Here is a 13520-nt window from a genome sequence, read left to right as displayed (position 1 = left end):
CTTGAAGTTAAGCCTGGAGCGTGGCGAGCGCGCGTTCCAGGTCGGCGATCAGGTCGGCCGTGTCTTCCAGGCCGATATTAAAGCGCACCAGCGTACCGTTGCCTTGCCAGCCACTGCGCATGGCTTTGACCCGGTACGGCATCACCAGGCTGTTGGCTCCGCCCCAGCTGTAGCCCAGACCGAACAGCGCCAGGCTGTCGACGAAGCGATCGGTCTGTGCTTCGCTGAAGCGCTCGTCGAACAGCACCGAAAACAAGCCGCCGGCGCCGGTAAAGTCGCGCTTCCAGATGTCGTGGCCCGGGCAGTCCTCAAACGCCGGGTGCAGCACCTTGGTGATTTCGGGGCGCGCCTTGAGCCAGGTGGCGACCTTGCGCGCGCCGGCGTCATGCGCCTCGAAGCGCAGGCGCATGCTCGGCAGGCCGCGCATGACCAGGTAAGCGTCGTCTGGACTCACGCCCATGCCCAGGCGCATATGCGCCAGCGCCAGGCGGTCGTTCAGCGCGCGCTCGCGCGTGATCAGGGCGCCCATCAGCACATCCGAGCCGCCTGACTGGTACTTGGTGAGCGCCTGCATGATGATGTCCACGCCCAGGTCAAAGCCGCGCAGCGCAAGCCCCGCCGACCAGGTATTGTCGAGCGCAACGAGCACGCCGCGTTCGTGGGCCGCCTTGCAGATGGCCGGCAGGTCCGGCACTTCCATCGATACCGAGCCGGGCGCCTCGGTCCAGATCAGGCGCGTGTTCGGTGCGATCAGTGCGGCGATGCCGTCTCCGATCAAAGGATCGTAATAGCGCGCGGTGATGCCGAAGTCGCGGCTGAGCCAGGCGCCCAGCTCGCGGTTGGGGCTGTAGACGTTTTCGGGCAGCAGGACGTCGTCGCCGGTTTTCAGCAGCGCGAAGTCGACCATCGCGATTGCGGCCAGGCCGCTGGGGGCCAGCAGGCAGTGCTCGCCGCCCTCAATGTCGGCCAGGCGCGCTTCGAGGGTGAAGGTGGTTGGCGTGCCGTGCAGGCCGTAGGTGTAACCGTTTTTTTCTTTCCAGTCGCCCGAGCGCATCGCGGCCACGTCCTTGAACAGCACCGTGGAGGCGTGGTGGATCGCCGTCGGGAAGGCGGCGAAACCTTCGGGTGCGGTGTAGTCGTTGTGGATCAGGGCGGTTTGGGGGGATTTTTTCATGGGGGTTTGCAAGGATGGGGGACTGCGCTGGTCGCTGGTGAGTTCAGGTGCATCCTGGATCGTGGGTACGATGAGCGCTTAAGCATCTACGTCGCCCGCTAGTGTCCCGAGTTGGAAGTTCGTTGTATAAACATCCCGAGAATCCCCGCGATACTGCGTCAAAAATGCTCGCAAGGTCTCGGCCTTGCTCCGCTTTTGTTCCGCTTTTGTTCCTTGTCTCTCGGCGATTTCGGAACATTTATAAGCAACGAACTTCCAACTCAGGACACTAGCCGGGAAGCCTGCATTTCCACCACATCGTCCTCGCGAACGCGGGGATCCATGGAACAGTTGCTCAGTTGACCCGTTCTATGGGTCCCCGCGTTCGCGAGGACGATGTATCTATTCTGCTGTTGCTGCGCTTACCGCAGTGCCAACGTCACTTCAAAAACGTCAAGCAACCCACGCGGCCCATCAAGAAGTTCAGGCCACCGACGCCCACAGGTCGTGCGCATCGGCCGCCGTCACCGTGACATCGGCGAACTCGCCCACCGTCAGCTTTTTGCCAGGCACCAGCGAGCGCTTGATGTGCACCACGCCGTCGATTTCCGGGGCGTCCGCCGACGAGCGGCCAATTGCTTCCTTGCCGCCCACTTCATCGATGAGCACGCGGATGGTCTTGCCCACTTTTGCCTGCAGGCGCTTGGCCGAAATGTCTTCCTGAAGCAGCATGACGCGCGCGCGGCGCTCTTCGCGCACTTCTTCAGGCACCGGGTTGGCCAGCAAATTGGCCGTGGCGCCTTCCACCGGCGAATAGGCAAAGCAACCCAGGCGGTCGATCTGGGCTTCCTTCAGAAAGTCCAGCAGGTACTCGAATTCTTCGTCCGTTTCGCCCGGAAAGCCGGCGATGAAGGTCGAGCGGATCGTCAAATCCGGATTCATGGCGCGCCATGCCTGGATGCGGTCCAGGTTTTTCTCGCCGCTGGCCGGGCGCTTCATGCGCTTTAACACATCCGGGTGCGCGTGCTGCATCGGGATGTCGAGGTAAGGCAGCACATGGCCGCCGCTCATCATCGGGATGATCTGGTCGACGTGCGGATACGGGTACACATAGTGCAGGCGCACCCACGTGCCGTATTGCGCGGCCAGCTGGCCAAGCGCTTCCACCAGCTGCGTCATGTGGGTTTTTACCGGACGGCCGTTCCAGAAGCCCGAGCGGAACTTGACGTCCACGCCATAGGCGCTGGTGTCTTGCGAGATGACCAGCAACTCCTTAACGCCCGCCTTGAACAGGTTTTCCGCTTCCAGCATCAGGTCGGCGATCGGACGCGAGACCAGGTCGCCGCGCATCGACGGGATGATGCAAAAGCTGCAGCGGTGGTTGCAGCCTTCGGAGATCTTGAGGTAAGCGTAGTGCTTCGGCGTGAGCTTGATGCCCTGCGCCGGCACCAGGTCGAAAAACGGCGCATGCGGCTTGGGCAGGTGCAGGTGAACTGAATCCATCACCTCGGCCAGTGCATGCGGACCCGTCACGGCCAGCACCTTGGGATGGATCTTCATGATGATGTCGTCGCCGGCAGCATCTTTTTTGGCGCCCAGGCAGCCGGTGACGATGACGCGCCCGTTTTCGGCCAGCGCTTCGCCGATGGCGTCGAGCGACTCTTGCACGGCAGCGTCAATGAAGCCGCAGGTGTTCACGATGACGAGGTCGGCCCCGTCATAGGACTTGGCCGTCTCGTAACCTTCGGCGCGCAACTGGGTCAGGATCTGTTCGGAGTCGACCAGCGCCTTGGGGCAGCCGAGCGAAACGAAGCCAACTTTTGGAGCGGCACCAGGAAGGGGAATACGGCGAAGTTCGGACATGATAGGGGCGCAAAAAGGCAGGGGAATCCGCTATTGTAACCGAGGGCCGAGCCCCTTCGGGCTTTTCCGCCCTGCCCTGTGCCTGCTGTCCGTGCGCCGCTTACTTTTTCTCGACTGGGGGGAAAGGAAAGGTGCCGAAAATATTCTTGCTCTGGCTTTGCATCTGTTCCTGCATCTGCACGAACAGGCTCTTGCTCTGGTCGATATAGTTGTTCATCATCCCCTGCATCATCGGCCCTTGCACATTCATGAACTGGGTCCACATCTCCGGGCTGAACGGCTTGCCCTCGAACGTACCCGTGCTGCCGGTCGTGAACTTGGTCTGGATGTCCGTGAAGGCCTGGACATTTTTTTCCAGGTAGGAACCCATCATGCCCTGCATGGCATGCCCGTAGTAACGAATAATTTGCGACAACACGTTGCTTGAGAACATGGGCGCGCCGTTGGCTTCTTCTTCCAGAATAATCTGAAGCAGGATGCTGCGCGTGAGGTCTTCGTTCGACTTGGCATCGATCACGGTGAACTCGTCGGCGTCGAGCACCAGTTGCTTGACGTCGGTCAGCGTGATGTACGAGCTGGTCTGGGTGTCGTACAAGCGTCGGTTCGGGTATTTCTTGATCAGGCGTTCCGTACTCTTTTTTGCACTACTCATCTCAAGTTCCACTTATTGCGCCGCAGCGCAGTTGTAATGATTACGAAAAAAAAGCGGACTTCGGTCCGCTCCTGACAAGCCTACTTTTTGCATTATAGGATGGATGTTCCCGAAAATACCACTTTGCGCCGCTAGGCGCACCATTTATTGCAACGCAACCAAATAGCAACCGGAAAGCAACTCCGGTTGCCGTAGCCGCTAGTCTGCGCGCACTTTCACGTAGCGTCCAGGCGCCGCCTCGATCGGCTTGAACTTGGCGTTGCCGGCCTTGGCGGGCGCCTTGACCGACTTGCCGCCGTGGTCGGCCAAAAATGCCGACCATTCGGGCCACCAGCTGCCGACGTGCTCGCTGGCGCCGGCCATCCAGGCGTCAGCCGCAGTCACGCCCTTGGCCTTGGCATCGTTGGTCCAGTAACTGCGTTTCTTTTTCGAGGCCGGATTGATGACGCCGGCAATGTGGCCGGACGCGCCGAGCACGAAACGGTTGGCTTTGGCGTTGCCGGGATTGAGCAGATGCATCGATGCATACGCCGCATTCCACGGCACGATGTGGTCTTCCTTCGATCCATAAATGAACACGGGCGCCTTGATGCTGGCCAGGTCGACTTTCTCTCCGGCCACTGTGAGCTTGCCCGCCTGCTTCAGGCTGTTTTCCAAATAGGTGTTGCGCAAGTACCAGCAGAACATGGGACCAGGCAAGTTGGTGCTGTCCGAATTCCAATACAGCAAGTCGAACGGCGGCGGCTCGTTGCCTTTGAGGTAGTTCGACTGCACGTAATTCCACACCAGGTCGTTCGGACGCAGCGCCGAAAACGTCGTCGCCAGGTCGCGGCCCGGCATCAATCCGCCTTTGGACAGCGCTTTTTCGCGTTGCGACACTTGTTGCTCGTCGATGAAGACGTCGAGCACGCCGGTATCGGCAAAGTCGAGCAGCGTGGTCAGCAATGTCAGGCTCGCCGCCGGCTGCTCGCCGCGCGCCGCCAGCACGGCCAACGCGGTGCTGACGATGGTGCCGCCCACGCAAAAGCCGAACGCGTTGATTTTCTCGGCGCCCGAGATGGCGCGCGTGACTTCAATCGCCTTGATGGCGCCATGCTCGATGTAATCGTCCCAGGTGGTGCCTTTGAGCGACTCGTCCGGATTGCTCCACGAAACCAGGAACACGGTGTTGCCCTGCTCCACCGCGTAACGGACGACCGAGTTTTCGGGCTGCAAGTCCAGGATGTAGAACTTGTTAATACACGGCGGCACCATCAGCAGCGGCACTTGGTGCACGGTGGGCGTGACCGGGGTGTACTGGATCAGCTGGAACAGTTCGTTCTCGAACACGACCTGGCCGGCGGTGGTGGCCACGTTGCGGCCCACTTCAAAGGCTGACTCGTCGGACAGGGAAATGCGCCCTTTTTGCAAGTCGGCCAGCATGTTGGACAAGCCCTTGGTCAGGCTCTCGCCCTTCGTTTCAATCAGCTTTTGCTGCGCTTCGGGGTTGGTAGCCAAAAAATTGGCCGGCGACATGGCGTCGACCATCTGCTGGACCGCGAAGCGGATCTTTTGCTGTTCCTTGGGCGGCGCTTCCACGGCATTGGCCATCGTGGTCAGAAACTCGGCGTTAAGCAGGTATGATGCAGCACTGAAGGCGGACATCGGGTTCGCTGCCCATTCGGGCGACGAAAAGCGGCGGTCCTCCAGCACGGGCGTCTTGGACGCCAGAAAGTCTTGCCACAGGGCGGCGGCCTTTTGCAGGTAGTCGTCGCGCAGCGCTTCGAGCCTTTCGGGCTTGAGCATGGCGCTGGCATCGGTAAACATCGCTGCCACGGGACTCGCTTCCAGCGCAGGGGTCTTGAACACCGCCTGCCACGCGGCCGGGTCCGAAAACTGGTTCATCCAGGCGGCGGCCATGGCTTGGGGGTCTGGCATGGTGTTGTTTGCGTCCATTAATTTTCAGCCTTTTAATAAAACGATCTCAAGGAATAGTATGTGGATTGTCGTCGTTGCATGGGTCTATGTCGTCGGCCTGATCGCCGTGAGCCAACCTAGTGTTGTTGCCGGAATTATGACTTTTTTAGGGTATTGCGTGTTGCCTTTGTCAATCTTGCTCTACCTGACGGGTGGGAAAGCGCGCCGCGCCCGCAGGGCAAGGGAGCAGTCCAATCAGGGCAGCCGCGATACCACCTCGTCCAGCAGTGAAAGCAGCAGTAGCGACAGCAGCAGCAACAGCGCCGACACTGGCAGCAGCGACAGCAGTAGCAGTAGCGGCGGCGACTAGGGCAGTATTGGCCGCTGGGCGTACCCTCATTTGATCCAAATCAAACTCGCTTGGCGACCCGTGACGCGATCGCGGCGATACGAATAAAAGCGCGCGCTGTCGGTAGCGGTGCAATGCCCGCCGCCGGCCACGCGGGTCACGCCGTCGCGCGCCAACATCAGCCTGGCCAACGTATAAATGTCCGCCAAAAACTTGCCTTCGCGACCGGGGTACGGCGTGAAAGCCGCCTTGAGCGCATCGACATCGCCTATCGGCGCGCCACGAATAAAAGCGTCGAGCACATCGGCGCCCACTTCAAACTGTTCCGGACCAATGGCCGGCCCCATCCACGCGGTGATATCGCCCGCGCCCGCAGCGCGCATGGCGTTGATGGTTTCGGACAGCACGCCCCCCGCCAGGCCGCGCCAGCCGGCGTGCGCCGCCGCGACGACCTTGCCTTCCAGATCGGCGAACAACACCGGCAGGCAATCAGCCGTCATTACCGCACACACCACGCCGGGCGCGATGGCAACGCTGGCGTCGGCCACCTGCACCGGCTGCCCGGGCCGGACACTGGCTGCATCGACCACGGCAATGCCATGCACTTGCGAAATCCAGGCCGGCTGGCCCGGCAGCAAGGCCGCCAGCCGCGCACGGTTTTGCTGCACCAGTGCGGCGTCGTCCCCGCAATGCAAGCCGAGATTGAGCCCGCCGCCGCCCTGCCCGTCATCGTAAGGCGCCACGCTGACGCCGCCCTGACGGGTACTCGCCAGAGCGCCCATGTTGGCAGGCAAGTCGGGCCAGTCAGGCACGATCGGTGACAAGTTGCGAGACGGGCTCGGCATCAGACCTGCTCTGGCTCGGGAATGCCGGCTTTTGCGATCAGCTCGGCAAAGTCATCGGCCAGCGGCACGATCCATTCGCACTGTTCGCCAGTGGCCGGGTGGACCAGGCCCAGGCGCCGCGCCTGCAGCGCCTGGCGCGGGAAGACGGGCGTCAGGTGCTGCTTGCCGTACACAGAATCGCCGACCAGCGCGTAGCCGATGTGCAGCATGTGTACGCGGATCTGGTGGGTGCGGCCCGTTTCAAGCTGGCACTGCACCAGCGTGACGGGACGGCGGTCCAGCATGCCTGTTTCGAGGCGCTGGTAATGGGTAATGGCCGGCTTAGCCGACAGGCTGGTGGTCACCGCCATCTTGACCCGGTCCTTGGGGTGGCGGCCCATGGGCGCGTCAATCGTGCTGCTCAGCTGCGGGGTGCCCCACACCAGCGCAAAATACTCGCGCTTGACGGTACGCGCCTGCAACTGGCGCACCAGGTCGGTCTGCGCCGCCAGCGTTTTGCCGATGACCATCAGGCCGCTGGTATCTTTGTCGAGCCGGTGCACGATGCCGGCGCGCGGCACGCCTGCCAGCTGCGGGCAATGGTGCAGCAGGCCGTTGAGCAGGGTGCCGGACCAATTGCCTGCGCCAGGGTGCACTACCAGCCCGGCCGGCTTGTTGATGACCATGATGTGCTCGTCCTCGAAGACGATGTTCAGGTCGATTGCTTCAGGCGTGTAGGCATGGTCTTCGGGCGCGCTTTGTGGCACGATAACGACCGTTTCATCACCATACGCGGTATCCTTGCCGCGCGCCGGTTTGCCGTCCACGTGCACGTGGCCGCTGTCGAACCATAATTGCAGGCGGCTGCGCGAAAATTGCGGCACCAAGGCGGCAATGACTTTGTCGAGGCGGTGGCCGCACGCGTCGGGGGTCAGCTCCAGGGTAATGGGCGACAAATCAATGCCGCCGTGGTCTGGAACAAACTCGGCATCAAGCTCGGCGTCGATCTCGTCGTCGAAATCAGGGTCTATCGGTAAATCCGCCAAATTCGGCGTTGGAGTTAATATCACGGCAGTCCCATCGGCTATAATCAGCCTTTCGTTGAATCTCGGTTAATACTCTTCTGCACAAAGCTATGCAAAAAAAATTATCTTCTGTTGTTGCTACATGTGTTCTGCTGGCCATGACGGCTTGCAGCTGGTTGCCGGAAAAAACCGACGAGACCAAAAGCTGGCCAGTGGCGAAATTATACGCTGAGGCGCGCGAGGAAATGGATGGCGGCCACTACGAAGCGGCAATCAAGCTGTGGGAACGCCTCGAAACGAACTACCCGTTTGGAAATTATGCAACGCAGGCGCAGATGGAAATCGCCTACGCGCACTACAAGACACAAGACCAGGCTCTGGCGCTGGCCGCCGCCGACCGTTTCATCCGCGAGCATCCGACCCATCCGCAAGTGGACTATATGTATTACCTGCGCGGCCTGATCAGTTTTAACGACCAGATCGGTTTGCTGAGCGTGGTGTACTCGCAAGACCCGACCGAGCGCGATCCGAAGGCGACGCGCGAATCGTTCGCCGCGTTCAAGGCGCTGGTTGACCGCTATCCGAACAGCAAGTACGCGCCCGATGCAGCCGACCGCATGCGGTACCTGATAACGGCCATGTCGCAGTATGAAGTGCACGTGGCTAACTACTACTTCCGCCGCGGCGCCTACCTTGCTTCGCTGAACCGCGCGATGGGTGCCGTCAAGGATTACCAGGATGCACCGGCGCGCGAAGAAGCGCTGTACCTGATGGTGCGTAACTACGAAAAACTGGGCATGACGGACCTGCAAAAGGATACGGCGCGCGTGTTCGCGAAGAACTACCCGAACAGCAAGTTCATGAATCCGAACGGGCCCGATGGCGCGTGGTGGAAGTTCTGGTCAAAGTCGAACAAGTAATGAAAAAAACCGCTCTGAGATGAGCGGTTTTTTTTCAGCCTACATTTCCAGCTTGCGCCGGAACACCCAGTTGGTCTCATCCGACGCCTTCTTGTCGAACGCATACCCATCCACTTTGAAACGCTTGAGCTTGGCCGCGTCGGTAATGCCCTTGACCGCTGCATAGCGCGCCATCATCCCGCGCGCGCGCTTGGCGAAAAACGAAATGATCTTGTACTTGCCGTTCTTCCAGTCCTCGAACACCGGCGTGATCACCGGCACCGACAACAGCTTCGGTTTGACCGACCTGAAGTATTCCTCGGACGCGAGGTTGACCAGCACCTCGGCATTATTGGCCTCGGCCGCGCCGTTTAAGGCGGCCGTGACGGACTCGCCCCAGAATGCATACAGGTCCTTGCCGGCTGGCGTTGCAAGGCGTGTGCCCATTTCCAGCCGGTGCGGATGAATCATGTCGAGCGGACGCAGCACGCCGTACAGGCCGGACAGGATGCGCACATGCGACTGCGCGTACGCCAGCTGCGCCGGCTTGAGCGAGCGGGCATCGAACCCGGCATAGACGTCGCCATTGAAGGCCATGATCGCCTGGCGCCCTTCGTCCGTATGGTGGGTGTCGGCGTTCCAGCTTGCGTAGCGCCCCACGTTCAGGTGCGCCAGCGTATCGGAAATACTCATCAGATCGCTGATCTGCCCCGGCGAATAGCGGCGCAGCACGTCGATCAGCTGGCCGGAGCGGTCCAGAAAGTCGGCTGTCGTGGCGAGTTTGGTGGTGACGGGCGTTTCAAGGTCCAGCGTTTTGGCTGGGGACAGTACAATCAACATAGACTCAATCAGCGATACATTTAAATAGACCAACATGATACCTGCTCCAGCCAAACGCATCGTGCTAGACACTAATGTCTGCCTCGACCTGTTCGTCTTTAACGACCCGCGCTGGCACGGCCTGCTGGCCGCACTTGAAAGCGGCGCGGTCGAAGCCATTACCCGTGCCGATTGCCGCGACGAATACCTGATCGTGCTGCACTACAAGCATCTGCCGCTCGACGAGGACAGCCGAGCGGTGTCGGCCGCCAGCTTCGACCGCCTGATCAAGGTGGTTTCGCCCGAGGCGAAACTGGTGCGCCTGCCGGTTTGCACCGACAAGGATGACCAGAAATTTCTGGAAGTGGCGCGCGACGGGTCGGCCGAGATTTTGATCACCAAAGACAAGGCACTGCTGAAACTGGCCCGCAAGACCGCTCAGGCCGGCATGTTCCGCATCATGGTGCCGGAAGCCTGGCTCAAGCTGGAATAGCCGGCCTGCGATAAAATGCACGCTCATGCAATCGATTGAGCCGTCCATGCCTACTCCTCCGCTGTCCACCAAACTGCCCGCCGTGGGCACCACCATCTTTTCCGCCATGTCCGCCCTGGCCGCCGAACACGGCGCGGTCAATCTGGGCCAGGGTTTTCCCGACTTTGCCTGCGATCCGGCGCTGGTCGACCGGGTGACCGACGCCATGCGCGCCGGCCACAACCAGTATCCGATGATGACCGGCGCCCCGCCGCTGCGCGAAGCGGTGGCTGCCAAGATCGGCGCCCTGTACGGTGCCAGTTACTGCCCGGCCAGCGAGATCACCATCACCGCCGGCGCCACGCAGGCCATCACCACCGTCATTCTGTGCTGCGTTCGCGCGGGCGACGAAGTGATCGTCATTGAACCTGCCTACGACTGCTATTTGCCGGCCATCGCACTGGCCGGCGCCGTGGCGGTGACGGTGCCAATGGCCCTGGGCGACGGCGGCTTTGGCGTACCGTGGGGTCAAGTGGCCGCGGCCGTCACCGCGCGCACGCGCCTGATCGTCGTCAACTCGCCGCACAACCCCACCGGCACCGTGTTTGGCGCGGCCGATATCGACGCCCTGCGCGACATCGTGCGCGGCACCGACTTGCTGATCCTGTCCGACGAAGTCTATGAACACATGGTCTACGACGGCCAGCGCCATGAATCGGTGTGCCGCCATCCGGAGCTGGCCGAACGCAGCTTCGTTGTCTCCAGCTTTGGCAAGACCTATCATGTCACGGGCTGGAAGGTGGGCTACGTGGCCGCGCCGGCCAGCCTGAGCGCCGAATTTCGCAAGGTCCACCAATACAATGTGTTCACGGTGAATACGCCCATGCAGCACGGGATCGCCAGCTACATGGGCAACAGCGCGCCCTACCGCGACTTGCCCGCCTTTTACCAGCGCAAGCGCGATCTGTTTCGCGGCGGTCTGGCGAACTCGCGCTTCACGTTGCTGCCAGCCGACGGAACCTACTTTCAATGTGTCAGGTACGATGCAATTTCCTCTATACTGGAGTCGGAATTCGCACAATGGCTGACCACCGAAATCAAGGTCGCCGCCATCCCCGTTTCGGCGTTCTACGCACAGGGTCGGGAAGCGGGTATTGTGCGCTTTTGCTTCGCCAAACAAGATGACACCCTGAAGCTCGCGCTGGAGCGGTTGGCGCGTTTGTAAAATGCGTATGAAGGCAGCAAAAATCGGTGGATGATCATGGCATTCAGGCGTCTCAAGCTGTCCGACCTCACCTTTGGCAAGCCGCTTGCCTGGGACGTTTTCAGTGCGCCCTCGGCCAAGCGGCCAGTGCTCGAAAAAGGCGCGCTGGTCGCCCCTGACCAGCTATCCCTGCTTGAAACCGGCCTGTATGCCGAAGCGGGCGTGCCCGCCTCCGTCCTGCAAAGCCTGAACCAGATCAACCGCCGCCTCGAGCGCATCCTGATGGACCTGCGCGACGTGGCCAGCGCCGACACCGAACTGCGCGCCATCGCCCGCGAACTGATCGACGCCGTCGCGCGCGACGAAAACATCGCGCTGGCCGCCATCTTCCTGAACCAGATCGCCGGCGCCTATGCGATCCGCCACTGCACCGAAGCTGCCATCGTCGTGTGCCTGATCGCGCGCGCCATGCACAAAGACCCGGCCGAACTGCTGATCATGGCCGCCGCCGCGCTGACCATGAATGTGGGCATGGTGCGCCAGACCGAAATCTTCCAGGGGCGCGACGGCGCCTTGTCGAACGAGGAGCGGGCCATCGTGCGCCGCCATCCGACCGACAGCGTCGACATGCTGCGCTGGGCCGGCATCGCCGACGAAGCGTGGCTCGACCTGGTCTTGCTGCACCACGAAAATGAAGACGGCAGCGGCTATCCGCAGGGACGGCTGGGCGAGGAAATCTCGCAAAATGCCAAATTGATCGGGCTGGCCGACCGCTATTGCGCGTTTGTCTCGGCGCGCAACTACCGCCGTTCGCTGCTGCCGCCGATGGCCCTGGCCTGCCTGGCCGGCGGGAGCGACATGCCAGTCGACCCGGACCTTGTCGCCCACTTCAGCGCGCGGATCGGCGCCTACCCACCGGGCACGCTGGTGCGGCTGGCAAACGGGGAGACCGGCGTCGTGTTCAGCGGAGCCGACCAGGCCGGCGCGCTGCGGGTGCATGTGCTGCGCTTGAGCGACGGCACGCCTTTGGCACTGCCCGAACCGCGCTCCACGGCCGACGTAAACTGCTCGATCGCTGAAGCCCTGCATGAAGACACTGCCAGGCTGCGCTTCACGATGCAGCATATTTGGGGTGAGCTGGCCGCACTGTAAACAGTCAGGCATGCGCGTCAGCACTGACCATGGCGCCGCTAGTGAAATGCCCGGCCGCGCGGGCCGGGCCGGGCCGGACTATTACTTGGCCATGCCGTCTTTGCCCATGCTGTCCTTGCCCATGGCGTCCTGTTTCATCTCGCCTTTTTTCATCTCATCCTTCTTCATCGCGCCTTTCGTCATGGCGTCCTTCTTCATTCCTGTTTTGCCCATGTTGTCGTGCTTCATGGCTGGCTTTGTCATCGTGTCCTTGTGCATCTGGTCCTTGTGCATCTCGTCCTTGTGCATCTCGTCCTTGTGCATCTCGTCCTTGGCCATCGCATCTTTTTTCATGGCGTCCTGCGCGTGGACGGCGCCGGTCAACATCAGGCAAGCAGCGAACAAGACGGTAGTAACTTTTTTCATGATATTCCTCGTAAAGTAAATTGAACAACGTAGATTGAACAACGTGGGTACTGCGTGCTGCGTCAGTCCGGCTCAGCTGCCGCCGAACCAGTTATACCCCTGGTCTTCCCAATAGCCGCCAGGGTAGGTATTCGTCACAAAAATGGCCTGAATGTGCTTGGGATTTTTGTAGCCAAGCTTGGTGGGCATGCGCAGCTTCATCGGAAAGCCATAGCGCGGCGGCAGAACCTGCCCGTCATAGGTAAGCGCCATCAATGTCTGCGGATGCAGCGCCGTGGCCATGTCGATGCTGGTGTGATAATCGTCGGCGCACTTGAAGCCGACGTATTTCGCGCTCAGGTCCGCGCCAACGTGGCGCAGAAAGTGGCCGAACGATACGCCGCCCCACTTGCCGATCGCGCTCCAGCCTTCCACGCAAATGTGGCGCGTGACCTGGTCTTGCTGCGGCAGCGCGCGCAGGCGCTGCAGCGTCCACGGCTTGCGGTCGGCCACCATGCCGCTCAATTCAAGGCGCCACGTGTCGGCGTCCACCTCGCGCACCTCGTCCTCGCCGTAATAGGCATTGAACGGGAACGGACGGGTAATCATCGATTCCGGGTAGGTTGGCGCCAGCCGCGTTGGGTCGAACAGCAAGCCCTGGACGCGGTCATTGAAACTGTCGATGCGCCGTAAGGCCGCGTCGATGCTGTCCTCGTCGCCCGTCGAACAGCCGCTTAGGAGCGCCAGGCCGCCCAGGCTCAGGCTGCGCTGCAGGAAGGCGCGGCGCGCTGGATGGGCGACCCGGTTGAGGGCGTCGGCAAGCATCTG

At 61.4% G+C, this 13520-nt stretch carries 14 protein-coding genes; 5 read left to right on the top strand and 9 right to left on the bottom strand.

Annotated features, from left to right (window positions below; genetic code table 11):
- Positions 1-7 precede the first annotated feature (7 nt).
- From ACP7BV_RS15010 to phaC, 4 genes are all read right to left on the bottom strand, one after another.
- Positions 8-1174 carry a cystathionine beta-lyase gene (locus ACP7BV_RS15010; RefSeq protein ID WP_426104907.1) on the bottom strand — a complete coding sequence of 389 codons (1167 nt, stop codon included), beginning with the start codon at positions 1172-1174 and terminating at the stop codon, positions 8-10.
- Between the two features lie 462 nt (positions 1175-1636).
- Positions 1637-3016, bottom strand: a complete 1380-nt coding sequence (gene rimO / locus ACP7BV_RS15005; protein ID WP_426104905.1) for a 30S ribosomal protein S12 methylthiotransferase RimO — start codon at positions 3014-3016, stop codon at positions 1637-1639.
- A gap of 100 nt (positions 3017-3116) precedes the next feature.
- The gene (gene phaR / locus ACP7BV_RS15000; protein ID WP_426104904.1) at positions 3117-3668 is read right to left on the bottom strand and encodes a polyhydroxyalkanoate synthesis repressor PhaR; all 552 of its coding nucleotides are present in this window, start codon (positions 3666-3668) and stop codon (positions 3117-3119) included.
- Positions 3669-3866: 198 nt separating this feature from the next.
- The gene (gene phaC / locus ACP7BV_RS14995) at positions 3867-5585 is read right to left on the bottom strand and encodes a class I poly(R)-hydroxyalkanoic acid synthase (RefSeq protein ID WP_426104902.1); all 1719 of its coding nucleotides are present in this window, start codon (positions 5583-5585) and stop codon (positions 3867-3869) included.
- Between the two features lie 58 nt (positions 5586-5643).
- Here phaC and ACP7BV_RS14990 point away from each other — a divergent pair, with 58 nt between their 5' ends.
- Positions 5644-5934, top strand: a complete 291-nt coding sequence (locus ACP7BV_RS14990) for a hypothetical protein (RefSeq protein ID WP_426104900.1) — start codon at positions 5644-5646, stop codon at positions 5932-5934.
- A gap of 26 nt (positions 5935-5960) precedes the next feature.
- On the opposite strand, the gene pgeF is transcribed toward ACP7BV_RS14990, so the two are convergent.
- Positions 5961-6758, bottom strand: a complete 798-nt coding sequence (gene pgeF, locus ACP7BV_RS14985) for a peptidoglycan editing factor PgeF (RefSeq protein ID WP_426104899.1) — start codon at positions 6756-6758, stop codon at positions 5961-5963.
- Positions 6758-7807 (bottom strand): RluA family pseudouridine synthase, encoded by a 1050-nt coding sequence (locus ACP7BV_RS14980; protein WP_426104898.1) that lies wholly within the window; start codon positions 7805-7807, stop codon positions 6758-6760. Before ACP7BV_RS14980 ends, pgeF begins: the two co-directional genes overlap by 1 nt.
- 65 nt (positions 7808-7872) lie before the next feature.
- Here ACP7BV_RS14980 and ACP7BV_RS14975 point away from each other — a divergent pair, with 65 nt between their 5' ends.
- Positions 7873-8682 (top strand): outer membrane protein assembly factor BamD, encoded by an 810-nt coding sequence (locus ACP7BV_RS14975; protein WP_426104896.1) that lies wholly within the window; start codon positions 7873-7875, stop codon positions 8680-8682.
- Positions 8683-8721: 39 nt separating this feature from the next.
- On the opposite strand, the gene yaaA is transcribed toward ACP7BV_RS14975, so the two are convergent.
- Entirely contained in the window at positions 8722-9501 is a 780-nt protein-coding gene (yaaA, locus tag ACP7BV_RS14970; protein ID WP_426104894.1) for a peroxide stress protein YaaA, read from the bottom strand.
- A gap of 34 nt (positions 9502-9535) precedes the next feature.
- Here yaaA and ACP7BV_RS14965 point away from each other — a divergent pair, with 34 nt between their 5' ends.
- From ACP7BV_RS14965 to ACP7BV_RS14955, 3 genes are read left to right on the top strand one after another with little or no spacing between them, the layout of a single operon-like run.
- Positions 9536-9973 carry a putative toxin-antitoxin system toxin component, PIN family gene (locus tag ACP7BV_RS14965; RefSeq protein WP_426104893.1) on the top strand — a complete coding sequence of 146 codons (438 nt, stop codon included), beginning with the start codon at positions 9536-9538 and terminating at the stop codon, positions 9971-9973.
- A gap of 46 nt (positions 9974-10019) precedes the next feature.
- Positions 10020-11177 (top strand): pyridoxal phosphate-dependent aminotransferase, encoded by a 1158-nt coding sequence (locus tag ACP7BV_RS14960; RefSeq protein WP_426104892.1) that lies wholly within the window; start codon positions 10020-10022, stop codon positions 11175-11177.
- A gap of 36 nt (positions 11178-11213) precedes the next feature.
- Entirely contained in the window at positions 11214-12308 is a 1095-nt protein-coding gene (locus tag ACP7BV_RS14955) for an HD-GYP domain-containing protein (RefSeq protein ID WP_426104891.1), read from the top strand.
- 81 nt (positions 12309-12389) lie between these two features.
- Here the strand turns inward: ACP7BV_RS14955 and ACP7BV_RS14950 are convergent, their stop codons facing one another.
- Together ACP7BV_RS14950 and ACP7BV_RS14945 are read right to left on the bottom strand one after the other, a co-directional pair.
- Positions 12390-12713 carry a pentapeptide MXKDX repeat protein gene (locus ACP7BV_RS14950; RefSeq protein ID WP_426104889.1) on the bottom strand — a complete coding sequence of 108 codons (324 nt, stop codon included), beginning with the start codon at positions 12711-12713 and terminating at the stop codon, positions 12390-12392.
- Positions 12714-12785: 72 nt separating this feature from the next.
- Positions 12786-13517 carry a molybdopterin-dependent oxidoreductase gene (locus tag ACP7BV_RS14945; RefSeq protein WP_426104957.1) on the bottom strand — a complete coding sequence of 244 codons (732 nt, stop codon included), beginning with the start codon at positions 13515-13517 and terminating at the stop codon, positions 12786-12788.
- Between the last annotated feature and the right edge of the window lie 3 nt (positions 13518-13520).

Source organism: Massilia sp. TSP1-1-2 (assembly GCF_049896185.1).
GTDB lineage: Bacteria > Pseudomonadota > Gammaproteobacteria > Burkholderiales > Burkholderiaceae_D > Telluria_A.
The sequence above is the reverse complement of the archived record's forward strand: the minus strand, read 5'-3'. Positions and strand labels throughout refer to the sequence as shown.